The organism is Streptomyces sp. NPDC056144 (assembly GCF_042264145.1).
In the GTDB taxonomy this organism is placed as follows: Bacteria; Actinomycetota; Actinomycetes; order Streptomycetales; family Streptomycetaceae; genus Streptomyces.
Genome location: NZ_JBHJVF010000002.1, coordinates 501,814 through 524,917, shown reverse-complemented (window position 1 = coordinate 524,917; position 23,104 = coordinate 501,814). Strand labels below are relative to the sequence as shown.

The 23,104-nt window shown below is 72.8% G+C and carries 22 protein-coding genes and 1 pseudogene; 15 read left to right on the top strand and 8 right to left on the bottom strand.

Going from position 1 to position 23,104, the window contains the following annotated elements:
* Positions 1–59 precede the first annotated feature (59 nt).
* On the bottom strand, positions 60–524 hold the full coding sequence (locus ACFC0Z_RS08870) for an Lrp/AsnC family transcriptional regulator (protein WP_376434302.1): 465 nt from the start codon (positions 522–524) through the stop codon (positions 60–62).
* Between the two features lie 116 nt (positions 525–640).
* Here ACFC0Z_RS08870 and ACFC0Z_RS08865 point away from each other — a divergent pair, with 116 nt between their 5' ends.
* The 5 genes from ACFC0Z_RS08865 to ACFC0Z_RS08845 all read left to right on the top strand — a co-directional run bounded on the left by ACFC0Z_RS08865 (position 641) and on the right by ACFC0Z_RS08845 (position 7,654).
* Complete coding sequence (locus ACFC0Z_RS08865; protein ID WP_376434300.1) at positions 641–1,717, top strand: asparaginase; 1,077 nt, start codon at positions 641–643, stop codon at positions 1,715–1,717.
* A 247-nt stretch (positions 1,718–1,964) separates the two neighbouring features.
* Positions 1,965–3,398 carry an aspartate ammonia-lyase gene (gene aspA, locus ACFC0Z_RS08860; RefSeq protein WP_376434298.1) on the top strand — a complete coding sequence of 478 codons (1,434 nt, stop codon included), beginning with the start codon at positions 1,965–1,967 and terminating at the stop codon, positions 3,396–3,398.
* 61 nt (positions 3,399–3,459) lie between these two features.
* Positions 3,460–4,257 carry an aminoglycoside adenylyltransferase family protein gene (locus ACFC0Z_RS08855; RefSeq protein ID WP_376434296.1) on the top strand — a complete coding sequence of 266 codons (798 nt, stop codon included), beginning with the start codon at positions 3,460–3,462 and terminating at the stop codon, positions 4,255–4,257.
* A gap of 82 nt (positions 4,258–4,339) precedes the next feature.
* Complete coding sequence (locus ACFC0Z_RS08850) at positions 4,340–5,989, top strand: GMC oxidoreductase (protein WP_376434294.1); 1,650 nt, start codon at positions 4,340–4,342, stop codon at positions 5,987–5,989.
* Between the two features lie 828 nt (positions 5,990–6,817).
* Positions 6,818–7,654 (top strand): DUF3592 domain-containing protein, encoded by an 837-nt coding sequence (locus ACFC0Z_RS08845; RefSeq protein ID WP_376435040.1) that lies wholly within the window; start codon positions 6,818–6,820, stop codon positions 7,652–7,654.
* Positions 7,655–7,711: 57 nt separating this feature from the next.
* Here the strand turns inward: ACFC0Z_RS08845 and ACFC0Z_RS08840 are convergent, their stop codons facing one another.
* From ACFC0Z_RS08840 to ACFC0Z_RS08830, 3 genes are all read right to left on the bottom strand, one after another.
* A complete protein-coding gene (locus tag ACFC0Z_RS08840; RefSeq protein ID WP_376434292.1) occupies positions 7,712–8,200 on the bottom strand; it encodes a carboxymuconolactone decarboxylase family protein in 489 nt (162 codons plus the stop codon).
* Positions 8,197–9,276 (bottom strand): dihydrodipicolinate reductase, encoded by a 1,080-nt coding sequence (locus ACFC0Z_RS08835; protein ID WP_376434290.1) that lies wholly within the window; start codon positions 9,274–9,276, stop codon positions 8,197–8,199. The genes ACFC0Z_RS08840 and ACFC0Z_RS08835 overlap by 4 nt, the downstream gene beginning before the upstream one ends.
* Positions 9,277–9,340: 64 nt before the next feature.
* Positions 9,341–9,790, bottom strand: coding sequence for a GNAT family N-acetyltransferase (locus ACFC0Z_RS08830; RefSeq protein WP_376434288.1), 450 nt, complete (start codon positions 9,788–9,790; stop codon positions 9,341–9,343).
* A gap of 157 nt (positions 9,791–9,947) precedes the next feature.
* Here ACFC0Z_RS08830 and ACFC0Z_RS08825 point away from each other — a divergent pair, with 157 nt between their 5' ends.
* Positions 9,948–10,706, top strand: coding sequence for a hypothetical protein (locus ACFC0Z_RS08825; protein ID WP_376434286.1), 759 nt, complete (start codon positions 9,948–9,950; stop codon positions 10,704–10,706).
* A 78-nt stretch (positions 10,707–10,784) separates the two neighbouring features.
* Here ACFC0Z_RS08825 and ACFC0Z_RS08820 read toward each other — a convergent pair whose 3' ends face one another.
* Positions 10,785–12,167, bottom strand: coding sequence for an NAD(P)/FAD-dependent oxidoreductase (locus tag ACFC0Z_RS08820; protein ID WP_376434284.1), 1,383 nt, complete (start codon positions 12,165–12,167; stop codon positions 10,785–10,787).
* Positions 12,168–12,252: 85 nt separating this feature from the next.
* Here ACFC0Z_RS08820 and ACFC0Z_RS08815 point away from each other — a divergent pair, with 85 nt between their 5' ends.
* From ACFC0Z_RS08815 to ACFC0Z_RS08795, 5 genes and pseudogenes are all read left to right on the top strand, one after another.
* A complete protein-coding gene (locus ACFC0Z_RS08815; protein WP_376434282.1) occupies positions 12,253–13,833 on the top strand; it encodes an aspartate:alanine exchanger family transporter in 1,581 nt (526 codons plus the stop codon).
* An 89-nt stretch (positions 13,834–13,922) separates the two neighbouring features.
* The gene (locus ACFC0Z_RS08810; protein WP_376434280.1) at positions 13,923–14,639 is read left to right on the top strand and encodes a DUF2470 domain-containing protein; all 717 of its coding nucleotides are present in this window, start codon (positions 13,923–13,925) and stop codon (positions 14,637–14,639) included.
* A gap of 122 nt (positions 14,640–14,761) precedes the next feature.
* Positions 14,762–15,334, top strand: coding sequence for an NADPH-dependent FMN reductase (locus ACFC0Z_RS08805; RefSeq protein WP_376434278.1), 573 nt, complete (start codon positions 14,762–14,764; stop codon positions 15,332–15,334).
* An 80-nt stretch (positions 15,335–15,414) separates the two neighbouring features.
* Positions 15,415–15,801: pseudogene (locus tag ACFC0Z_RS08800) on the top strand (hypothetical protein); the annotation flags it as partial.
* Positions 15,793–16,332, top strand: a complete 540-nt coding sequence (locus tag ACFC0Z_RS08795) for an NUDIX domain-containing protein (protein ID WP_376435038.1) — start codon at positions 15,793–15,795, stop codon at positions 16,330–16,332. The pseudogene ACFC0Z_RS08800 and the gene ACFC0Z_RS08795, both read left to right, overlap by 9 nt.
* A 12-nt stretch (positions 16,333–16,344) precedes the next feature.
* Here the strand turns inward: ACFC0Z_RS08795 and ACFC0Z_RS08790 are convergent, their stop codons facing one another.
* The 3 genes from ACFC0Z_RS08790 to ACFC0Z_RS08780 all read right to left on the bottom strand — a co-directional run bounded on the left by ACFC0Z_RS08790 (position 16,345) and on the right by ACFC0Z_RS08780 (position 18,814).
* Positions 16,345–17,547, bottom strand: a complete 1,203-nt coding sequence (locus ACFC0Z_RS08790) for a hypothetical protein (RefSeq protein WP_376434276.1) — start codon at positions 17,545–17,547, stop codon at positions 16,345–16,347.
* 183 nt (positions 17,548–17,730) lie between these two features.
* Positions 17,731–18,312, bottom strand: coding sequence for a dienelactone hydrolase family protein (locus ACFC0Z_RS08785; RefSeq protein WP_376434275.1), 582 nt, complete (start codon positions 18,310–18,312; stop codon positions 17,731–17,733).
* A gap of 106 nt (positions 18,313–18,418) precedes the next feature.
* Positions 18,419–18,814 (bottom strand): hypothetical protein, encoded by a 396-nt coding sequence (locus ACFC0Z_RS08780; RefSeq protein WP_376434273.1) that lies wholly within the window; start codon positions 18,812–18,814, stop codon positions 18,419–18,421.
* 169 nt (positions 18,815–18,983) lie between these two features.
* Here ACFC0Z_RS08780 and ACFC0Z_RS08775 point away from each other — a divergent pair, with 169 nt between their 5' ends.
* The 4 genes from ACFC0Z_RS08775 (at position 18,984) to ACFC0Z_RS08760 (ending at position 22,883) form a co-directional block, all read left to right on the top strand.
* On the top strand, positions 18,984–20,192 hold the full coding sequence (locus ACFC0Z_RS08775) for an RNA ligase (protein ID WP_376434271.1): 1,209 nt from the start codon (positions 18,984–18,986) through the stop codon (positions 20,190–20,192).
* 2 nt (positions 20,193–20,194) lie between these two features.
* A complete protein-coding gene (locus ACFC0Z_RS08770) occupies positions 20,195–21,121 on the top strand; it encodes an AAA family ATPase (protein WP_376434269.1) in 927 nt (308 codons plus the stop codon).
* 70 nt (positions 21,122–21,191) lie between these two features.
* Entirely contained in the window at positions 21,192–21,914 is a 723-nt protein-coding gene (locus tag ACFC0Z_RS08765; RefSeq protein ID WP_376434268.1) for a ribonuclease H, read from the top strand.
* Between the two features lie 285 nt (positions 21,915–22,199).
* On the top strand, positions 22,200–22,883 hold the full coding sequence (locus ACFC0Z_RS08760; RefSeq protein ID WP_376434266.1) for a GNAT family N-acetyltransferase: 684 nt from the start codon (positions 22,200–22,202) through the stop codon (positions 22,881–22,883).
* The last annotated feature ends 221 nt before the right edge of the window (positions 22,884–23,104 follow it).

The window sequence follows — 23,104 nt, the reverse complement described above, 5'->3', positions numbered from 1 at the left end:
CATACGTCGGAACCGCTGAGGCGCCGTCAGCAAGCGTGTTCCGCAGATGCCTTGGAGCGTCATACGCCCCGAACATCCACCGGCATCCCCTTCGGCTCCTTGATCCGCTTCATGATGATCTGCGAGTTGACCTCGGTGACGCCCGCCAGCGTCGTGAGCCGCTCGATCCACAGCCGCTCGTACGCCGCGAGGTCGGCGACCGCGATCCGCAGCAGGCAGCCGGGGCTGCCGAAGAGGCGGTACGCCTCGATGACGTCCGGCACGTCCTGGAGAGCCTCCTCGAAGGCCTCCACCGTCTCCCGGTCCCGGCGCACCTCCACCGAGACGAGCACCTCGAAGCCCCGCCCCACCGCCTCCGGGTCGATGATCGCCCGGTAGCCCTGGATCACCCCGTCCTGCTCCAGCTGGCGGACCCGCCGCAGGCAGGGGGAGGGGCTGAGGCCGACCCGCTGGGCCAGCTCCTGGTTGCTCAGCCGGCCGTCGTCCTGGAGCTCGCGCAAGATGTGGAGATCGATTCGGTCCATGGCGCAATTATCCACCAAGGATCACGGTTTTCCGGGCTGAATTGGCAATCGCCTTGCGCGCCCTCTGTCCTATCGTTGCCGACGTCAGCACAGAGCACGGACGAGGGACGGCAGGCATGCAGCGGACGCACGACGGGGGACCGCGCAGGATCGTCGTCATCAGCACCGGCGGCACGATCGCCAGCCGCTGGCAGGGCTCCGGTTACGCGGCCGACGCCTCTGGCAACGACGTCATCGCCACGGCCCCGCTGCCCGAGGGCGTCACCGTCGAGGTCGTCGACCTCTTCAACGTGAACAGCTCCCGGATGACGGCGGCCCACCAGCTCGCCCTGCTGCGGACCGTCCGCGAGACCTTCGCGGACCCCGGCGTCGACGGCATCGTGGTCACCCACGGCACCGACACCCTGGAAGAGACCGCCTTCTTCCTCGACCTCCACCACGCCGACGCCCGCCCGGTCGTCCTCACCGGCGCCCAGCGGCCCTTCGGCACGGGCGACGGCGACGGCCCCGGCAACCTGTACGACGCCCTCCAGGTCGCCGCCTCCGTACGCGAACTCGGCGTCCTCGTCGTCTTCGACGGACGCGTCCACGCGGCCCGCGGCACGGTGAAGACCCAGACCCTGGCCTCCGACGCCTTCTCCGACCCCTCCGCGGAGCGCCTCGGCCGCGTCGGCTTCTCCCGTGTCGACATCGAACGGCTCCCGGAGCGCTCCGCCCCCCTGCCGCTGCCCGACGCGGCGCTGACGGCCGACCCGGACGCGACCGACCCCGCCCCGCTGCCCCGCGTCTCCATCGTCACCCACCACTCCGACGGCGACCGCTTCCTCTTCGACGCCGCCGTGGCCGCCGGTGCCCGGGGCATCGTCCTGGAGGCGACCGGCGCGGGCAACGCCACCCCGGAGATCGTCGCCGCCGTGGAGGACGCGATCGCCCAGGGCGTCCTCGTCGCCGTCAGCACCCGCGTCCCGGCGGGGCCGCTCGCCGAGATCTACACCGGCGGCGGAGCCGTCGACCTCGTCGCCGCCGGAGCGCTGCTCACCGGCACGCTCCGCTCCGCCCAGGCGCGCATCGCGGTCCTCGCCACCCTCCTCGCCGAGGGCGAGGGCGCCGACCCGGCCCGCCGTACGGCCCTGCTCCGCCGCCTCCTCGAAGGCCCGGTCCGCACGGAACCGGCCCTCGCCACCCGGGCCTGACGGCCCCACCGCGCCACCGGCTCGCGGGCGGAGTGCTTCCCCTCCCTCCGCCCGCGAGCCGGGTCTCACGTCCGGTACGCCTCCCGCACGCCTCCCGCACGCCTCCTGTACGGCCCCGCCGCCACCCGCCGGGCCGAGGCTGAGCCGCGCCCGCGCCCGTACACGTACCGCACCCGTACCCAGGCCCCCGCTCGCACCCGTACCCGTACGGGTCCCCTCCCCACGCCCTCGCACCAGGACGGAACCCATGGCTCCCGCACCCGCCCCGCACCCCGCCCCCGTCCGCAGTGAGCACGACCTGCTCGGCGACCGGGACGTGCCCGCCGACGCCTACTGGGGTGTGCACACCCTGCGTGCCACCGAGAACTTCGCCATCACCGGCACGCCCATCTCCGTCTACCCGCTCCTGATCGACGCGCTCGCCGCCGTCAAGGAGGCCGCGGCCCGCGCCAACGAGGAGCTCGGTCTGCTGCCCGCCGCCAAGGCCGACGCGATCGCCGGCGCGTGCCGGGAGATCCGTACGGGCCGGCTCCACGACCAGTTCGTCGTGGACGTCGTCCAGGGCGGGGCCGGCACCTCGACCAACATGAACGCCAACGAGGTCGTCGCCAACCGCGCCCTCGAACTCCTCGGCCACACCAAGGGGGAGTACGCCCACCTCCACCCCAACGAGGACGTCAACCTCGGCCAGTCCACCAACGACGTCTACCCGACCGCGATCCGCATCGCCGCGATCGGCGCCGCCCGCGAGCTCCTCAAGGCGATGGCCGTCCTCCAGGACGCCTTCGCGGCCAAGGCCCTGGAGTTCCGTGAGGTCGTCAAGATGGGCCGCACGCAGCTCCAGGACGCGGTGCCCATGACCCTGGGCCAGGAGTTCTCCACGTACGCCGTGATGCTGGAGGAGGACCGCGGCCGTCTCGCCGAGGCCGTCGAGCTCATCCACGAGATCAACCTCGGCGCCACCGCCATCGGCACCGGCCTCAACGCGGCCCCCGGCTACGCCGAGACCGCCCGCCGCAACCTGGCCGAGCTGACCGGTCTGCCGCTCGTCACCTCGGCCAACCTCATCGAGGCCACGCAGGACTGCGGCGCCTTCGTCCAGCTCTCCGGCGTCCTCAAGCGCATCGCCGTGAAGCTCTCCAAGACCTGCAACGACCTGCGCCTGCTCTCCTCGGGACCGCGCGCCGGACTCGGCGAGATCAACCTCCCCGCCGTGCAGGCGGGTTCGAGCATCATGCCCGGCAAGGTCAACCCGGTGATCCCCGAGGTCGTCAACCAGGTCGCCTTCGAGGTGATCGGCAACGACATCACCATCACCATGGCCGCCGAGGGCGGTCAGCTCCAGCTGAACGCTTTCGAGCCGGTCATCTTCCACGCCCTCTCCAAGAGCCTCCTCTCGCTGCGCGCGGCCTGCCTGACCCTCGCCGAGCGCTGCGTCGACGGCATCACCGCCAACACCGAGGCCCTGCGCGCGGCCGTCGAGAACTCCATCGGCCTCGCCACGGCCCTCAACCCGCACCTGGGCTACACCGCCGCGACCGCCATCGCGCAGGAGGCCCTCGCCACCGGCCGGGGCGTGGCCGAACTGACCCTGGAGAAGGGTCTGTTGCCCCCGGAGCGGCTGGCCGAGCTGCTCACCCCGGAGCGGCTGACCGGCGCCCCCGGCCCGGCGATCGGCTGATCCCCACCACCCTCCGGTACGGTGGCGGGCCCCGCGCCCGCCACCCCTCAGGAGCCGCCGCATGCCCGCCCCCGCCCCCTCCCGTGAAGCCGCCGGCGAGGAATCCGCCCGGCGCGTGGTGCGCCTCGTCCGCGAGGCGCTCGGCGAGGAGACCGTCCTCGCCGCCTGTCTGCACGGCTCCGCCGTCCTCGGCGGACTGCGGCCCACGAGCGACGTGGACGTCCTCGCCGTCCTGGCCCGGCCCACCACCGAGCGGGAGCGCCGCGCCCTCACCGACGCCCTGCTCGCGGTCTCCGGCGCGCGGGCGTACGAGGGCCCCGCCCGGCCCGTGGAGCTCAGTCTGGTCGTCCACTCCGAGGTCCGCCCCTGGCGTTACCCGCCGGTCTGCGAGTACCTCTACGGGGAATGGCTCCGCGAGGACTTCGAGCGCGGTGTCACCCCCGCCCCCGCGCCCTGCCCCGACCTCGCGCCGCTCCTGACCATGGCCCGCGCCGGGGACCGCTCCCTCCACGGCCCCCGCCCGTCCGAGCTCTTCGGTCCGGTGCCGGAGGCCGATCTGCGGGCGGCGATCGCCGGGGGCGTACCCGATCTCCTCGCCGACCTCGACGGCGACACCCGCAACGTGCTGCTGACCCTGGCCAGGATCCTCACGACCCTGCGGACGGGCCGGATCCTGTCGAAGGACGCGGCGGCCGACTGGGTCATGGGTGAACTGCCCCAGGGGGAAAGGGTGTTGCTGGCCGCCGCGCGGGACCAGTACCTGGCGGGGGAGTACGGGGAGTGGTCGGCGCTCCTGCCGGAGGTGCGCGCCCACGCGGCACACCTGGCCGACGCGATCAACAAGGCGTATCCGGCCTGAAGTTACCCGTCGGTTTCGCGTGACTTCCACGGCGGCCAGTCGTAGAACGTGTTCCCATTCACTCGCGAGTGAGGAAGATCACATGAGTGAACACCCCCTGTCCGCCCAGGCAATGCGTGAGGTCAGCCGTCGTCGTTTCCTCGCGGGAACAGGTTCTGTTCTCGGTGCCGCAGCCCTCTCCGGCGCGATCACGACCCCCGCCCGGGCCGAGGTGCCCGGCCTGGACTGCACCCCCATCGTCGACGGCGCCCAGGTCCGCGCCCTCGTCATCGGCACCGGCTACGGCGGTTCGGTCACCGCGCTCCGCCTCGCCCGGGCCGGTGTCGACGTCCACATGATCGAGATGGGCAAGGCCTGGGACACCCCGGGCCCGGACGGCAAGATCTTCGCCAACACCACGACCCCGGACTACCGTTCCTTCTGGCTGCGCACCCGCACCAAGCAGCCCCTGAGCCAGTTCCTCGGCTTCCCGCTCGACAAGGACGTACCCATCCACACGGGCATCCTCGACGCCGAGGACTTCGCCGGCATCACCGTCTACCAGGGGCGCGGCGTCGGCGGCGGCTCCCTGGTCAACGGCGGCATGGCCGTCACGCCGCTCCGCGAACGCTTCCCGGAGATCCTCCCCACCGTCGACCCCGCCGAGATGTACGACACCTACTACCCGCGCGCGCGGACGGGTCTCGGCGTCACCTCGGTGGACGTCAACTGGTGGGAGAACACGGACTGTTACCAGTACGCCCGGGTCGGCCGCAAGCACGCCCAGCGCTCCGGCTTCCCGTTCGTCTTCGTGGACAACGTCTACGACTGGGACTACATGAAGCAGGAGGCCGCCGGGAACGTCCAGAAGTCCGCGCTCGCCGGCGAGGTCATCTACGGCAACAACGTGGGCAAGAAGAGCCTCCAGAAGACCTACCTCGCCCAGGCCGCCACCACCGGCCGGGTCAGCGTCTCCCCGCTCCACCGGGTGACCTCCGTCAGCCCGGCCGCCGCCGGCGGCTACACGGTCGTCATCGACCAGATCGACACCACCGGCGCCACCCTCGTCACGAAGACGGTCCGCGCCGACCGGGTCTTCTTCGCCGCCGGCAGCGTCGGCACCAGCAAGCTCCTCACCCGCCTCAAGGCCACGGGTCACCTGCCGGGGCTCAACGAGCACATCGGCAAGGGCTGGGGCGACAACGGCAACGTCATGTGCGGCCGGGCCAACCACATGTGGGACCCGACCGGCAAGCTCCAGTCCTCCATGCCCACCGCCGGCATCGACAACTGGAACGCCGGCGGCGCCTTCGCGGAGGTCGCCCCGCTGCCGACCGGCATCGAGACGTACGCCTCCTTCTACCTCTCCATCACCCGGACCCCGCGCCGCGCCGAGTTCAGCTGGAACCCGAGCACCGGCCGGGTCGACCTGAGCTGGGACCGGGCCTGGAAGCAGACGTCGATCGACATGGCGAAGTCGATCTTCGACAAGATCAACAGCAAGGAGGGGACGATCTACCGGACCGACCTCTTCGGCGCGTACAAGATCTGGGGCGACCACCTCACGTACCACCCGCTCGGCGGCGCGGTCCTCGACCGGGCCACCGACAACCACGGCCGCCTCCACGGCTACCAGGGGCTCTACGTCATGGACGGCTCCCTGATCCCCGGCAACACCAGCGTCAACCCGTTCGTCACGATCACGGCCCTCGCGGAACGCAACATCGAGGCCATCATCGCGGAGGACTTCTGACCCACCGACGGGCCGACCGGTGACCCCACCGGTCGGCCCTGGGGGCGTCGCGCCGCGCGGGAGGCCTACCGGCGGTCGCCCGCGCCCCGCACAATCGCCCGTATGACGATCACCACGGCCACGGTTCCGCCCCCGCGCCGCAAAGTCGCCGTGCTGGCCCGGGACTTCCTGACGGGCGGCGTGGCCGGGACGGCGCTCGCCGGAGCCGTCGTCGGTGTGGTCGAGGAGAGCGTGCCGCTGTTCGTCGCGGCGCTCGCCCTGCCCGCCCTCTACGGCGGACTGCTCTTCCTCGCGGGTGCGCCGAGACGGGCCCGCGAGGCCGCGGTCCCTCCGCGCACGGCGCTCGCCGTGATCGGGAGCGTGACGGCCGACCAGGGGAAGCCGACCGAGATACCCGTGCGGTTCGGGCTCACCGTCGTCCCGGACGGCGAGCCGCCGTTCCGCGTGGACATCACCCAGGACGTCAACCGGACGTACCTGCCGGACCACCGGCCGGGTGGTGTCGTGGTCGTCGCCTACCCGGCCCACCGGCCCTGGCAGGTCCGTGTCGTCGAACGGCCGACGCCGGAGTGGGAGGCGCGCGCGGCCTCGGCCCGTCTCGCCCCTGATCCCGGGGCGGCCGAGGTGGCCGAGCCGCCGGAGGGGTGCGCCGCGGGCCTCGCCGTCCTGCTGGGCCTGGTGCTCGGGGCGGCGGCGGTCTCCTTCGGGGTCCTCTCGTCGGCCACGGACTGGGACTCGGACTCCGGCTGGGCCTGGGCCTGGGCCTGGGGCGCGGACTGGACCTGGGACTGGCACGTCTTCGGATGGCTGTGGTGCGCGGTGTTCAGCCTGGTGGCGCTGGTCGGGTACGGGCGGTCGCTCGCCGCTACGACCCGGGCGCAGCGGACCGTCCGGACCAGCGGACGGATCGAGCGGGTGGACGCGCCCCGGGACGGAAGCTCCCCCAGGGGCGGGATCGGGGTGGTCGTCGCCTTCCGGGATCCGGAGACCGGGGAGGAGTTCACCGTCACCAACGACGGCGAGCGCGGCGAGCGGATCACGGTCGCCTGGACGGGGCGGGAGATCGGGGTCCACTACCCGCGCGGCAGGCCCCACGACTTCCGGTTCACCGACCGCCCGACCGAGGGCGGGCGCGGACTGGCCTGGCCGACCTTCGCGCTCTTCCTCGTGTACGCCGGCCTGGTCGTCGTCGCCGCGGTCGACCGGGGCTGGCCGTGGGCGTTGCTCGGCTTCTGCGGCCCGTGGGCGGTCTCCGGCGCCCTCCACCTGCCCGGGAACGTACGGGACAGGAAGCGCCGCATCGCCGCGCTGGACGCGATGGTCGCCGTGCGCGGGCGGGTCGTCGCCGTCCTCACGAGCGTCACCGTCGACGCGGACGACGGCGGCACCGCCACCAGCGTGGTGCCGGTCGTCGCCTTCACCACCGCGGACGGGAAGGCCGTCACGGCGCACTGCGAGAACGGGCTGCGTGACCCCGCCGACTCGCGGGGCCGGGACGTCACGCTCCACCACGCCCCCGAGGACCCGGCGGCCCTCGTCCTGGACGTCGGCGTCGAACGCCGTTCCTGGAAGTGGGACATGGCCGTCAACGTGGTGGGTCTGCTCCTCGTGGCGGCGGCGGCCGTGGTGGGCGCGGCGGCCGTCCTGGGAGCGGTGTCGCTCTGAGGGGGGTGGCGCTTTGAGAACTCCGGGGCGGGGCCGCCCCGGAGCCCCGATCCCCGGTCAGTGCGTCGGCAGCTTGCACACCGTGTCGAGCCCGAGCACCCGGTTGAGCCGCCCGAACGCCAGCCACGAGCCCAGGCTCATCGTCAGCTCGACGATCTCCTCCTGGCTGTACCGGGCCGTCATCCGCGCCCAGAACTCGTCGTCGAGACCGTGGTGGTCGAGCGCGTACCGCTCCGCGTACTCGGCCGCGAGCCGCGTCCGCTCGTCGAAGGTCTCCGAGACCTCCGTCGTCCGCCAGGCCTCCACGACGGCGTCGAAGCCCTCCTCGACCTTCTCGCCGTCCCGGTCGGTCCGCCAGTCCAGGCAGAATCCGCAGCCGTTGATCTGCGCGATCCGCAGCCGGGCGGCCTCGAACTCGCGCAGCCCGAGGGTCGTGTGCGCGTACACGGACAGCGAGAAGTTCGCCGCCGCCGTCCCGATCTCCGGGACCATGTCGCCCCACACGTACCCGATCGGCTCCTGGTCCTCGGGAATGTCGATGATCATCGCGGTCTCCTTCCGAGCTTCCCGACCGCCGGTGTCAGCGGTACGTCCAACGCGTCGTACAGTCCCGGCTCCGCCGCCGCGAGCCACTCGATCGCCCCGACGAGCCGCCCCACCGCCGTGGCGTTGCCGCCGGCCGAGCGGTTCTCGCCCTCGTCGGTCGCCGCCACCGTGACCTCGATCCGGGGGCTGCCCTCGACGATGACCCGGTGCGCCCCTGCGCCGTCCGGCGGCACCGGCCAGTCCGGGGCGCACGAGGGGTGGATGCGGGTGACGTGCTCGATCACGATCCGGGGCTCGCCGCCGACGATCCCCTGGACCTCGAAGCGGATCGCGCCCTGCGTGCCCTCCTCGAAGACGCCCATCGTCCTGGTCTTCACCGTGGACTCCAGCGGGCGGCGCTCCAGCGTCTCGCGGATCTCGTCGAGCTCGGCGCCGAGGGCGCGGGCCATCAGGCGTATCTGCCCGCCCCAGACCATGGTCGGCACCGAGGGCCACAGCATCGGCGGGTCGTAGTCCAGGGGCTTGCCCATGCCGATCAGCTCGCGGACGGACTCCTCCTGCTCGTACGTCGAGTAGTCGAAGATCTCCTGGCAGCGGATCACGTCGACCGTGGCGGCGAGGCCGCTGACGAGCAGCGGCAGGATGTCGTTGCCCCAGCCGGGGTCGACGCCCGACACGAAGAGTCTGCCGCCGCCCTCGGCGACCGCGGCGAGGATCGGGTCGCGGAACTCGGGCGGCGCGTTGCGCTGGTCGTAGAGCGGATAGAGCGCGGGCGTCACCACGACCGCGCCCGTCGCCACCGCCCGGGCGACGTCCGCGAGTGCCCCGTCGGGCCGTGTGTCGCCCGAGGCGGCGTACACGACGGCCTCGGGGCGCGTGCCGAGGACGGCCTCCACGTCGTCGACGGCCGCCACGCCGAGGTCGTGCCCGAGCCCCGCGAGCCGGCCCGCGTCACGGCCGACCTTCGCCGGGTCGGACACGAGGACGGCCGCGAGTTCGAGGCCTGGATGGGCGTCCACGGCGCGGATCGCCGCACGCCCGACATTTCCGGTGCCCCACACCACTGTCCGCATCATGCGCGGAGGGTAGCGCCGGGCTGTCAAGGTTCCCAGACCTGCGACGAAATGATCTGACGATCCGTCAGGCGGACTGTTCCAGGCGGAGGTTCACGAACGCGATCTCGTCACCCGGCAGGACGTAACGCTCCACCTCCACGAACCCGCGCGCGAGCGCGAACCGCAGTCCCTCCTCGTTGGAGGCGAGCACCACCGTCTCCACCCCGTGCTCGCTCAGCGTCCGCGCGTGCGCGAGCCCGTGCTCGTACAGCGCCGTCCCGAAGCCCCGCTCGCGGAAGGCGGGCAGCGTCCGCGCGATGACGGTCGCCGCCGGGGTCTCGTCGTCCGGAGGCCGCACGGTCGAGCAGCCCACGGCGACCTCGCCCAGATAGGCGACGTCGAGCCGGTTGCGGCCCGACCGCTCGCGCACCTCGTCGGGGGAGAGGACGGCCGTCGGGATGATCGTGTTGTGGACGGCCCGCCAGTCCGCGAGCTGGGCCTCGGTGTGCGCCCGGACGATACGAAGATCACTCATCCGGCAAGGAAAACGGGACGGGCGCGCCCGGTCAACCGCATTCCGGACCGGCGCGTGGAAGTGCTCCGTACGGGTGGGGCCACGGACGCGAGGGCACCGTCGGCGGCCGAGCGGGTACGGATGACCGCACTGCCCCCGCCCAGGAGGATGCCGTCCCATGCCCGCACGCAAGGGCGCCACCGCGCCGCGATACGCCGGCGCACTGTGCGCGGCCCTGCTGCTCGCCGGCTGCGGCGCGGCGCCGACGCCGCAGACCGCGCCCGCCCCCCGACACCCGGTGGCGGCCCCCACCACGGGTGACGCCCGCCCGAAGCCCGCCCCCGCGCCCCGCATCCCCGGCATCGGCCCGGCGACCCAGGCCCTCGTCCCCGACGGCACCACCCAGGCCTTCGTGGTCACCGGCGCCACCGCCGACAGCAACACGGCCATGGGCGTCCTGTACGAGCGGACCGCGACGGGCCGGTGGAGGCCTTCCGCCGGCCCGTGGCCCGCCCACAACGCTCTCAGGGGCTGGACGTCCGACCACGAGGCGGGCGACCTGCGCACCCCGATCGGCGTCTTCCGCCTCGGTGACACGGGCGGCCGCCTGCCCGACCCGGGCGCCAGACTCCCGTACGACGAGGACCCCGAGTTCGCCATCAGCGGCACCGGCTTCTCCGGCGAGTCCCTCGAAGGCTCCTTCGACCACGTCATCGCGATCGACTACAACCGCGTGCCCGGCAGGACCCCCCTCGACAAGGAACGCCCGCTCGGCCCGGAGAAGGGCGGCGGCGTCTGGATCCACGTGGACCACGGCGGCCCGACCCAGGCCTGCGTGGCCCTGGAACGCGACACCCTCCGCGCCCTCCTCGTCGCCCTGGACCCGTCCCGCGAGCCGGTCGTGATCATGGGCCCGGCCCCGGAACTCGCGCGCTGAGCGCGGCCGGGGCCGGGAACCGGGTCCGTGCCCGCCGGGCGGCCCAGGGCCTGTCCGGCGGATCATGGGCCGCCCGGCTCACTTGCCGCCCGCCCCGACCTCCCCGCCGCGGAACGCCGCCGTGTGGAGGCGTACCTGTTCCGGGGTCAGGTAGACGTCCGTGTACTCGAAGTCGCGGAGCGTGCCCGCCTTCGAGGCGAGGAAGCCGGTGCGGACGAAGTCGTCGCCCGCGACCGCGTTGAGGAGCCAGTTCGTCATCACGCGGGTCTTGGCGACGTTCGTGCGCAGCGCGGACCAGTGGTAGGCGCGGGCCACCGCCTGGGCCGGCATGCCGTGGAGTTCCACGCCGAGCGGCTTGGAGACGCCGTCCATGCCGCCGAGGTCGACGACGAGCCCCAGGTCCTTGTGGACGTACGGCCGTGTGGGTTCGCCGCGCAGGGTCGCGACCACGTTGTCCGCGAGGGCCTTGCCCTGCCGCATCGCGTGCTGCGCCGTCGGCGGGCAGACCGCCCCTTCCTCGCCCTTGGCGAGGTCCGGCACCGCCGCCGCGTCGCCGAGGCCCCACACCCCGTCGTGTCCGGGCACGCTCATCTCGGGGGTGACGGCGAGCCGTCCCCGTACCGTCTCCGCGCCGAGCGTCCCGATCAGCGGGCTCGCCGCCACGCCCGCCGTCCAGATCAGCGTCCGGCTCGGCAGCACCCGCCCGTCCGTGAGCGTCACCGCCTCCTCGTCCACCGAGGCCACGGAGACGCCCAGCGACACCTCGATGCCCCGGCGCGTGAGGATGTCCATCGCGGCCGCGCCGAGCTTGTCGCCCAGTTCGGGCATCAGCTTCGGGGCGATGTCCACCAGGTGCCACTTGATGAGCCGGGGGTCGAGCCGCGGGTACCGCTTGACCGCGTTGTGGGTCAGCAGCTGGAGGCAGGCCGCCGTCTCCGTGCCCGCGTAGCCGCCGCCGACCACCACGAACCGCAGCCGCGCCGCCCGCTCCTCCTCGTCGGTGCTCGCGTCCGCCAGGTCCAGCTGGGCGATGACGTGGTCACGGATGTACGCGGCCTCCGCGAGCGTCTTCATCCCGCGCGCGTGCTCGGCCAGTCCGGGGATGTCGAAGCTGCGCGTCACGCTGCCGGGCGCGAGCACGAGATGGTCGTACGGCTCCGTCACGTACTCGCCCGCGATCGTCCGCGCCACGACCATCTGCGCCGCCGCGTCCACGCCGACCGCCCCTCCCGGCACGATCCGCGTCCGGTGCTTCTCGCTGCGCCGCAGCGAGAGGGCGACCGACTGCGGGGTCAGCACCCCGGACGCCACCTGGGGGAGCAGCGGCAGGTAGAGCTGGTACGAGAACGGCGACAGGAGCGTGATGAGCGCCTCCCGGTCCGCCAGGCGCCGTTCGAGCCGCCGTACGCAGGCCACTCCGGCGAAGCCCGCACCCACCACGAGAATCCTCGGTCGAGTCACGCTGTCCGCCCTTTCCCGGGAACTTCACGAAGGAGCGCGCACGAATGAGCGTGCGCGATGTCCCCATATGTGTCTGAGTATGTCCATGTGGCAATTTTTCGCTGACTATCCGTGGTTCACCCTTTTTATCGTCATTGCGGCGGGCTCGCTCTTCGGCATGGTCCGCTTCGGTCCGGTCAAGCTGGGCGCCGCGGGTGTCCTCTTCGTCGGTCTGCTGCTCGGCGCGCTCGACCCGGACATCGGCAAGGCCGTCCCCGCGGGCCTCTCCGTCCTCGGCCTGGCGCTGTACGTGTACACGGTCGGCCTCGAAGCGGGACCCGCGTTCTTCCGCGAACTGCGCCCGCAGCTCGCCGTGATGCTCGGGGCCGTCGCCGCCCTTGTCGTCACCGCCCTCGCCGTCGGCCTCATCGGCAGCAAGGTCTTCGGCATCAGCGGGCCCTACCTGGCGGGCGGTTACGCCGGCATCGGCACCACCACCCCCGGTCTCGCCGCCGCCCAGGCGTCCTCCGACGACCCGACCGAGGCCGCCACGGGCTACGCGATCGGCTATCCCCTCGCCGTCGTCCTCACGATCCTCTTCGTCGCCGGCATCGCCGCCGTACGGACCTGGACGGCCCGCCGCGACCCCGGCGCGGGACTCCCGAGGGAGCTCGTCACCCGGACCGTCGACGTCACCCGTCCGGCCCGCTGGGCCGACGTCCCCGGCGCCGCCGACGGGCAGCTCCTCGCCAGCGTGCACCGGCCCGAGGGCGGAGCTCCCCGGGTCGCCCGCGACCTGGACGCGCTCGCCCCCGGCGACCAGGTCGTCCTCGTCGGAGGCCCCGAGGCGGTCGCGGCCGGCGTCGCCGCGCTCGGCGCGGAGGCGCCCACCCACCTCCTCGACCGGCGCGACGTCGTCGACTACCGCCGCATCCTCCTCACCAACCCCGACCTCGCCGGCCGCACGGTCTCCGAACTCGGCCTCGGCGAGCGGTTCGGCGCCAAGGCCACCCGTGTCCGCCGCGGCGACCAGGACCTCCTCGCCCACGACGACCTGCTGCTCCAGCTCGACGACCGGGTCCGCGTCGCCATGCCCCGCGAGCGCACCGCCGAGGTCACCGGCTACTTCGGCGACACCGAGGCCAAGGTCAGCGAGGTCAGCGCCGTCAGCATGGGCCTCGGCCTGGCCGCGGGCTTCCTCATCGGCATCCCGAAGCTGACGATCGGATCCACGGTCCTCTCCCTCGGCACCGCCGCGGGCCCCCTGGTCATGGCCATGGTCCTCGGCAGGATCCGGCGCACCGGACCCCTGGTCTGGGTCCTCCCGACCCGCGCCAACCTGACCCTCCGGCAGATCGGTCTGCTGATCTTCCTCGCCTGCGTCGGCCTCACCTCGGGATACGCCTTCCGCCGCGACGCGTTCTCGCTGTTCGGGCTGAAACTCCTCGTGGTCCTCCTCGTCAGTGCGGTCCTCAGCTACGCCCTGATGGTCCTGGTGGCCCGGCTCCTCGGCCAGAGCCGGGCCCGGACGATGGGCCTGCTCGCCGGGTACGTCGGCAACCCCGCCATCACGGCGTACGCCAACAGCCGGATCTCGGACAGCCGGGTCAACACCGGGTACGCGACGCTGTTCGCCCTCGCGATCCTCGTGAAGATCGTCTGCATTCAGCTGATCGTGGGGCTGTGACGCGAGGCGCCCTGTCGAAGCGCATCTAACTTAGGTTAGGCTGCCCTAAGTTAGATGCGCTTCTGTTCGCGACCCCTCCTGGAGCACCCATGCGTCTCCGCGTCACCCCCGCCCCGCGCCCGACCCCCGCCGAGCGGATGCGGTCGATCATCACGGTGGCCCACTCCATGACCGTCGTGACCGACGGCCGACACCACGACGTCCACCACCTCGACGGAACGACGGCCATGGGCCGCATCCACCTCCACGAACCGTCCGCGGACTCCGGCCCCGGCCCCGGCCCCGGCACGGGAACGCCCCTGATTCCGATGCGCGTCGAACTCACCGACATCGCCCCCACACCCGTGCGGGACCGCCTCCGCGCCCGCGTCACCCTCACGGGCCTCGTGGCCGCCCCGTACACCGGGGACGCGGCCGAGAGCACCTGCATGCAGCTCGGCCAGGCCGTCCTGGAGGACGCGACGGGACGCACCTACGTGCCCCTGGCCCAGCTGGAGACGGCCGAACCCGACCCGGTCGCCGCCTGCGAGGCGCGCATGCTGCACCACCTCGTCGCCGACCACGCCGATCTGATCGTCCGTCTCCTCGGCCTCCTCGACCCCACGGCCCTGCACGGCCTCCTGCGCGCCGTGCCCCTGGCGATCGACCGCTACGGCATCACGCTGCGCCTCGAACACCTCGCCGGGGAGCGGGACGTCCGGCTCCCCTTCGCCGAACCCGTCACCGAGGCCGACCAGCTCGGCCTGCGCATCCACGGCCTCCTGACCTCCGGCCGTCACGGCTCGCGCTCCCACCTGTCCGCCTGAGGGGGAGCGACCCGCTGCGGTCGCCGCCCGGCGGGGACCGGGTTACGTTTCCGGAGCGGCGGCAGGCTCGCGGCGGACAGGTTCGCGGGGGACGCCCGGTCACGGAAGGCGGCGGAACGCACATGAGCACCACGTACCAGGTCGGCTACTTCGTCGGCAGCCTGTCGGAGAAGTCCATCAACCGGATCCTCTCCAAGGCGCTCATCCGCGTCGCGCCCCCCGGCCTGGAGTTCCGTGAGATCCCCATCAAGGACCTCCCGCTCTACAACCACGACTACGACGCCGACTACCCGCGCGAGGGCAAGGCCCTCAAGGAGGCCATCGCCTCCGTCGACGCCGTCCTCTTCGTGACGCCCGAGTACAACCGGTCCATCCCCGGCGGCCTCAAGAACGCCATCGACTGGGCCAGCCGCCCCTGGGGCACCAACTCCTTCACCCACAAGCCGTCGGCGGTCATCGGAGCCTCACCCGGCAAGATCGGCACCGCCGTCGCCCAGCAGAGCCTCCGCTCGGTGCTGAGCTTCTGCAACTCGCCGCAGATGAACGCACCGGAGGCGTACATCCAGTTCGTCCCGGGGCTGTTCACGGAGGACGGCGAGGTCACCGAACCGACGACCCAGCAGTTCCTGGCCGACTTCATGGAGGACTTCAAGGCCTTCATCGAACGGGTGCTGACGGTCCTTCCCCGGCAGTGAACCGCCCGGGTCCCCGGCAGTGAGCCGCCTGGTTCGCGTGCGCCGGGCCGTTGTCAGTGCCCGCGGGCAGGATGACGGGCATGACGACACCGTTGCTTCTCTCCGACATCGAACAAGCCGTGCGGAGCAGTTGGAGTGCAGAGACGTGCACCCCCGAGTACCGGTCGCGCTGGACCGCGGACAACCCGGCCCGCGACCAGTGCGGGGTGACCGCCATGGTGCTCAACGACCTCCTGGGCGGTGAGCTGATCCGCGGCGAGGTCCACGTCGGGGGCGAGCGGGTGGACTACCACTGGTGGAACCGCCTGGGCCCCGGCGTCGAGATCGACCTCACGCGCGAGCAGTTCGGGCCGGAGGAGACGGTCACCGGAGGCATCGTCGTCGCCCGACCGCCGGTCACCGAGTGGCGCAGACTGCGGGCGGAGTACGAGCTCCTCCGCGCCCGTGTCGCGAAGGAACTGGAGAGGGTCGAGCGCGTCGAGCGAGTCGACGAGCAGGACCGGGTGGTGGCGGTGGTGGCCCGGGGCGAGGCCGTCCGCCGTGGCTGGTTGCACCGGATCGCCGTGACGGTGTGCCGGGACCCGGAGGGCCGGATCCTCGTGCAGCGCCGTTCGGGGAGCGTCGCCCGGTTCCCGGGACACTACGAGGTGGCGACCGGCGGCGCCGTCGCCGCGGGCGAGTCCTACGAGGAGGCCGCCGCGCGCGAACTCGCCGAGGAGCTGGGGGTGCGGGCGCCCGTCCGCTCCGTCGTGACGTTCCTGAACCGCGACGGGCTCAGCCCCCATTGGCTCGCCGTGCACGAGGCGGTCCTGAGCGGCGATCTCACCCCTGACCCGGACGAGGTGGCCTGGTACGGGTGGCTGTCGGAGTCCGAGCTCCTCACGGCGCTGCGGGAGAAGCCCTTCACCCCGGACAGCCACGGCACGTGGCGGCGCTACGCGGCAGCCACGGGAGTCACCGCAGTGGCGGCAGCCGCTCCGGAGCGGGACGACGTGTGAGGCGGGCGCGCGTCAGAGGACGGCGATCCCCAGCGGGCGCGAGCCCGCCGGGAGGCGGCGCGTGTCCCCGGAGTCGAGGTCGATGACGGTCAGCCCGTCCCAGTAGCCGTCCCGGGTGAACCCACCGCTCACGTAGGCGGTATTCCCGTCACGGGACACGGCCACGTCCTCGTGCGGCCCTTCCAGCGGATAGACCCGCTCGGCGCCGCCGGGGCTCCGGACGGTGAGCGAGGGACCCGCGTCCTCCGACGGGTCGATCGGACCGGTCCCGACCGTCAGGAGCGTCCCGTCGGCCGTCACGGTGGCGCCGTGCTGGTGGGTGTTGGCCGTCATCGGCTCGATCGTCGTCCGGCCCGTCCGGGGATCGACGACGGCGAGCCGCTCGCCCTCGAAGGGCAGCAGCAGCTTGCCGTCCGAGGGGCGTACGGCCGTGTAGTGCGGCTTCAGCCAGGAACCGAGCCCTCCCTCCGTGCCGTACGGAGCCACCTCGACGCGCCGGGGAGCGAGCGACCCGGCGGAGACGACCGTTACGTCGAAGGAGTCGTGGTTCGTCACGTAGACCTCGGCACCGTCCTTGGACACGTCCACGTCGAAGGGCCGACGGCCCACCGGGACCGTGTCCGTGACCTCCAGGCGCGCCGTGTCGACGACCTCCAGGGTGCCGTTCCCGCCGGGCACGTTCACCCCGACGTAGACCCGCCGGCCGTCCGGGGCCATCGCGATGCCCATGCCGCCGCCCCGGTACTCGCCCGTGCCCACCGGACCGGCGTCCGTCCGGTACGGGACGAGGGCGAGGCGCTCCCGGCTCGCCGTGTCCACGACGGCCACGCCCTCGGCCGTCGCCACCCAGGCCCGCCCGTCCTTCCCGACGACGATCCCGTACGGAGCGGTCCCCACCTTCACCGAGCCGGTGGCCCCACGCGTGGGGTCCACGAAGGTGACCGTGTCGGCGCCGAAGTCGGTGACGAGCAGCGTGCCGGCGGCGGCAGCCGAGGAGGTGACGGAAGCGGACGGCGTGCCCTTCGGCGACGGCGTGACCGTGACGGAGGGAGCGGGAGCCGAGGAGGACGCAACGCCCGAGGACGGCGAGGTCCCGGCGGACGCCGGCCCGCCCCCGCCCTGGGCGCAGCCCGCCAGCAGGGCGACGGCGATGGCAGCCGGCAGGAGGACCCGGGCAGGACGGGTAACACGGCGGAACGTCGTCGACGTCGTCATGGCGGACACCTCGGTCTCGGTACGGGACACACGCGGACGGCACCACCGGGAAGGGGTCCCGCCACTGTCCCGATCCTCCGCCCGCCTCCCGCCCCGCGCGGTCCGCCGCCCGGCCCCCGGCCGACGGCCGTCCGGACGACCCCGGGGTCAACCGATCGGCTGACCCTCCGGGCCCCGTCCCGCTCAGGCGGCGAGGCCGCCCAGGAAGTCGCGTATCCGCTCGACCGTCGCCTCCGCGGCCTCCGGCAGGTAGGAAGCGGAGCCCCGTTCCATGAAGAGGTGTTCGGTGCCGGGATACAGGAACAGCGCGCGCTCCTCGGCGCCCGCGACGAGCGCGCGGGCCGCGTCCAGGTCGCCGTCGCCCACGAAGAAGGGGTCGGCGTCCGTGGCGTGCACCTGCACGGGGACGCCCTCGGGCCACGCGGGACCGAAGGCGTTCTCCGGAACGCACGCGCTCAGGAGCAGGACACCGAGCGCGCCGGGCCGGGTCTGCGCCAGCTTCTGCGCGGGCAGTACGCCCAGCGAGATCCCCGCGTACACCAGCTCCTTCGGCAGCCCCTCGGCCGCCGCCACGCCCCGCTCGGTCAGGACGTCGAACCCGGCCTCCTGGACGTACGCGACGCCGGCCTCCAGGTCGTCGAACGTCCGCCCCTCGAACAGATCGGGTGTGTGCACCGTATGGCCCGCCCGGCGGAGCTCGTCGGCGAGCGCGACGACCCCGTCCGTCAGTCCCAGAGCGTGGTGGAAGAGCAGTACCTCGGCCATGTCGTCGTCCCCTGATCCCCGTGCCCGGCCCGCACCGTCGCGGCGCAGGCCCTTCGAGGAACCATCATGGGTGACGGCACTGACAACGCCCGTTCGACTCGGCGGGTCAGCGCATCGGGCGCTGCGGGATGACGGCCATGGCGGCCGTCTGCCCCATCGCGGCGGCCTGCGTCATGCCGCCCGGCTGCTGGCCCATCCCGGCCTGCTGGCCCATTCCGCCCTGCTGGCCCATTCCGCCCTGGTGCGGCATCGGCACGACGCCGGCCTGCGGGACGGGAAGGCCCTGCTGCGGTACCGGAAGGCCCGGCTGCCCCATCGGCGCGCCGGCACCGGCGTGCGCGACGGCGCCCTGCGGGGCGGGGACACCCTGCGGCGGAAGCTGGATCACCCGGCTGAGGTCGCGCAGGACCTCCTCGGCGGCCTGCCGGACATCACCCGGAACATCCCCCCGCTCCCGTATGAGCTCGGCGTAGATCGGTGCCGTGCCGTCCGCGTGGTTCATGGGGCTCGCTTCCTTCGACTGCGTCGGTTCCGTCACCGACGGGCAGACGGCGAGTCTACGGGGCGCCACCGACACGCCCGGGATCGGGGAGGAAGGGGACCGGGAAAACCGGTGTCTTTCGACCCGCCCCGCCCCGAGAATGGATCACCTGACCCCAGGGAGGGACCCCATGAGCCAGGAGACCCTGACTCTGCACGACCTGATGGCGCCCGAGGAGCTCGACGAAGCCCTCGCGGCGGGCCACATCAGCCGGAAGAGCCACCCGCGACTGCCGCTGTCGATCTACACGTACACGCGCGCGTGCCAGTACGAACAGCGCTGGAACCGCGCCACCCTCAGCTGCCGCGGACTCGTGGCCGACGACGAGACCGGACGGATCGTCGCGCTGCCCCTCCCGAAGTTCTTCAACCTCTCCGAGCACGCCTCCGGCCGCCCCTACGCGCCGCCGCTGCCCGACGAACCCTTCGAGGTGTACGACAAGGTCGACGGCAGCCTCGCGGTCGTCTTCCACTTCGCGGGCCAGTGGCGCGCGGCCTCCAAGGGCTCCTTCACCAGCACGCAGGCGACCTGGGCGCAGCGCCGCCTCGACGCGGCCGACACCTCGGGCCTGGTCCCCGGTGTGACGTACCTCGCCGAGGTGATCTACCCGGAGAACCGGATCGTCGTGGACTACGGCGCCCGCCGCGACCTCGTCCTGCTCGCCGCCTTCGGCGCGGACGGGACCGAGACGCCGCTCGCCGAGGCCGCCGAGGGCTGGGGCCCGCTCGGCTCCGTCGTGCGGGTCTGGCCGGCCATGACCGTCGACGAGCTCGTCGCCCTCACCGAGTCCAACACGCTCCCCGGCGGCACCCGCGCGACCGGCATGGACGCCGAGGGCTTCGTCCTGCGCTTCGCCTCCGGGGTCCGCGCCAAGGCGAAGATCGCCGAGTACGTGCGCCTCCACAAGGTCCTCACCGGCGTCACCGAGCGGGACATCTGGCGCGGCCACGGCATCCAGCGGTTCGCCGCGCTCCCCGCCAAGCAGGTCGCGGGCGGCATCGGCTGCTCCGTCGCCGAGGTCGAGGCGCACGGCGGCAAGCCGCTCGACGCCCTCCTCGACCAGGTCCCGGACGAGTTCGACGCCTGGGTGCGCGGGGTGATCGCCGGCCTCGAGACGTCCGCCGCCCGCCGCGAGCGCGAGCTCGACGAGGCGTACGACCGGCTCGCCCACCTCGCGGACGACCGTGCCGCCTTCGCCCGCGCCGCGGCGCAGGTCCCCGACCGGGCCCTGCGCGCCCTGCTCTTCCTGCGCCTCGACGGGCGCGACACCCAGCTCCTCGTCTGGCGTCAGCTGCGCCCCGAGGCCACCGACCCCTTCACCCACGACGAGGAGAACTGAACGTGCCTGTCGTCCATGTCATGACCGGCCTCCCGGCCTCCGGGAAGACGACGGCCGCCCGCGCCCTCCAGGCCGCCGCCGAGGGACGCGTACGCCGCGTCAACCTCGACGACCTGCGGACCATGCTGGACGTGCCCGCGCCCGAGCGCGGCCGTTCGTACGAGCACGAGCGGACCGTCCTCGCCATCCAGGACGCGGCCGTGCGCGGTGCCGTCGACGACGGCTTCGACGTCGTGATCGACAACACCCACCTGACCCCGCACATCCCCAAGCGGCTCAAGGCCGCCCTCGTGGGCCGCGAGGTCACCTTCGTCGTGCACGACTTCACCGACGTGCCCGTCGACGAGTGCGTCCGCCGCGACGCGGCCCGCGAGCGGCCCGTGGGCGAGGAGATCATCCGGATCCTCGCCGACAAGCACGCGAAGGCCACCCGCGGCGGCTGGCGCCTCACCGCCGAATGGCTCGGCGGCGGGACGGCCGGGACGGCAGGGGCACCGTACGTGCCGGACCCCGCGCTCCCGTCCGCCGTGCTCTGCGACATCGACGGCACCCTCGCGCTGCGCGGCGACCGGGGCCCGTACGACTTCACGCGCTGCGACCTCGACCTGCTGAACGTCCCGGTCCGCGACGCCCTGCGGGCCTTCCGGCACGTCGAGAGCGACCGGATCGTGCTCCTGTCCGGGCGCAGCGAGGACCACCGCGAGCTCACCGAGGCCTGGCTCGCGCGGTACGAGGTGCCCTACGACGAGCTGTGGATGCGGGCCTCCGGCGACGGCCGCGGCGACGACATCGTGAAGGCGGAGCTCTTCGACGCGCACATCCGCCACCGGTACGCGGTCCGGGTCTCCCTGGACGACCGGGACCGGGTCGTGGCCCTCTGGCGTCGCATGGGCCTGCCGACCTGGCAGGTCAACTACGGCAACTTCTGACCGGAAACCGCAGGTCCGCACGGCGCCGGGGTGGCTTCACCCACCCCCGGCGCCGTGTCAGGATCGTGGGATGGTGGAAAAGATCTTCGCGGCGTGCGACGGCGCGTCCAAGGGAAACCCCGGACCCGCTGCCTGGGCCTGGGTCATCGGCGGCCCCGACGGAGCGGTCGACCGCTGGGAGGCCGGCCCGCTGGGCCGCGCGACCAACAACGTCGCCGAACTCACAGCTCTGGAACGACTGCTCGAAACCCTCGACCCGGCCGTGCCCGCCGAGGTCCGCATGGACTCGCAGTACGCGATGAAGGCCGTCACGACCTGGCTGCCCGGGTGGCGGCGCAAGGGCTGGAAGACGGCCGCGGGCACCCCCGTCGCCAACAAGGACCTCGTCGTCCGCATCGACGCCCTCCTCACCGGCCGGGACATCGACTTCGTCTACACCCCGGCCCACCAGGTCGACGGCGACCCCCTCAACGACGCCGCCGACCGCGCGGCCAGCCATTCCGCCCGTACACAGGAACCCCTCGGTTCCGCCACGGGATCCCCCCTTCCGCCGCCCGAGCCCGCCTCGCGCGCCTCCGCGCCCCGCAAGCGCGCCTCCGCGCCCTCGGGCCGCGCCACGGCCCCCGGGGCCTCCTCGGCCCGCTCCTCGGGTCCGTCGAGCGGTCGCGGTCGCCCGAACGGCGGCACCCTGAAGGCCAGATTCCCGGGCCGATGCCGCTGCGGGAAGTCCTACGACAAGGGCGAGACCATCGCGAAGAACGCCGACGGCTGGGGCCATCCCACCTGCGCCTGAGCGCCCACGGCGTCCGACTGGCGGGCGGCTTCGTCCGTCTCGTGAGACCGCCGGACCCGGGCGCGGGACAGGCTTCATCCGCGTGTGCGCCCGGGTTCGTTCGGGGTTCTGTTCTCGGAGCGGTTGTGGCTGCATACTGTCCTCCTCGCACCGGTGCCGAACCGTTTTACCTGCTTGTTTGTCGCTCTTGACGTAACCGGCGACCGGGCGAGAACCTCCCTCCTGCTGCCGCTGCGGCCACTCCGCAGCGGGAGCTTTCCCTGCCCGTGAAAGACCCGAGGTTCCGTGCCAGTACCTGTTCTCCTGACCGGGCGCTCCGTGCGCCTGGAGCCGCTGGCGATGCGGCACGCCGAAGCCCTTGCGCGGGCCGGCGGGGCGGACCGATCGGCCTACGCCTTCACCCCCGTACCCGACGGCTTCGAATCGGCCCTCGACTACATCGCCCGCGCCCTCGCCGACCAGGCGGCAGGAAGATGCCTGCCCTTCGCCCTGGTCAGTACGGCCGACGAACGCGTCATCGGTTCGACCCGCTTCCTCGAACTCGACTACTGGCGCGGGCCGCTGATCTGGCCGCCCGTGCCCGGCATGCCCCACGGCGATCCGCTGACCGCCGTCCCGGACGCCGCCGAGATCGGGAACACCTGGATCGCCGGCGACGCCCGAGGCACCGGCATCAACACCGAGGCCAAGCTCCTGATGCTGCGGCACGCCTTCGAACACTGGGGCGTCCGCCGGATCACCCTCCGTGCCGATGCCCGCAACACCCGCTCCCGGATCGCGATCGAACGCCTCGGCGCCACCTGCGAAGGTGTCCGCCGGGCCCATTCCCGCGGTCTCGACGGCGCGGTCCGTGACACGGCCTTCTACTCGATCCTCGACGAGGAATGGCCCACGGTCAGGGACATCATCGAGCTCCGTCTGGCGACCCCCCGCCAGGTCCGGATCCCGCAGGACCTGCTTCCCGCCTGACGCCTCCCGCCGGGGACGGTACGCACCAGGTACGCGCCAGGTGCGTGCCGTCCCCGGCGGTGGTTCCATGGAAGTGACGGGAAGGACTCGGTGTGAGGACACGGAGTAGCGGTCTCTCGGGACCGCGCACCGTGCAATCAGGATCCGCGAGAAGCGGATGAGTCCTTCCCGCCCCTCACCCACCTCTTGTCCCGCCCCCTCTCCGCCGATCAGGCCCGAGG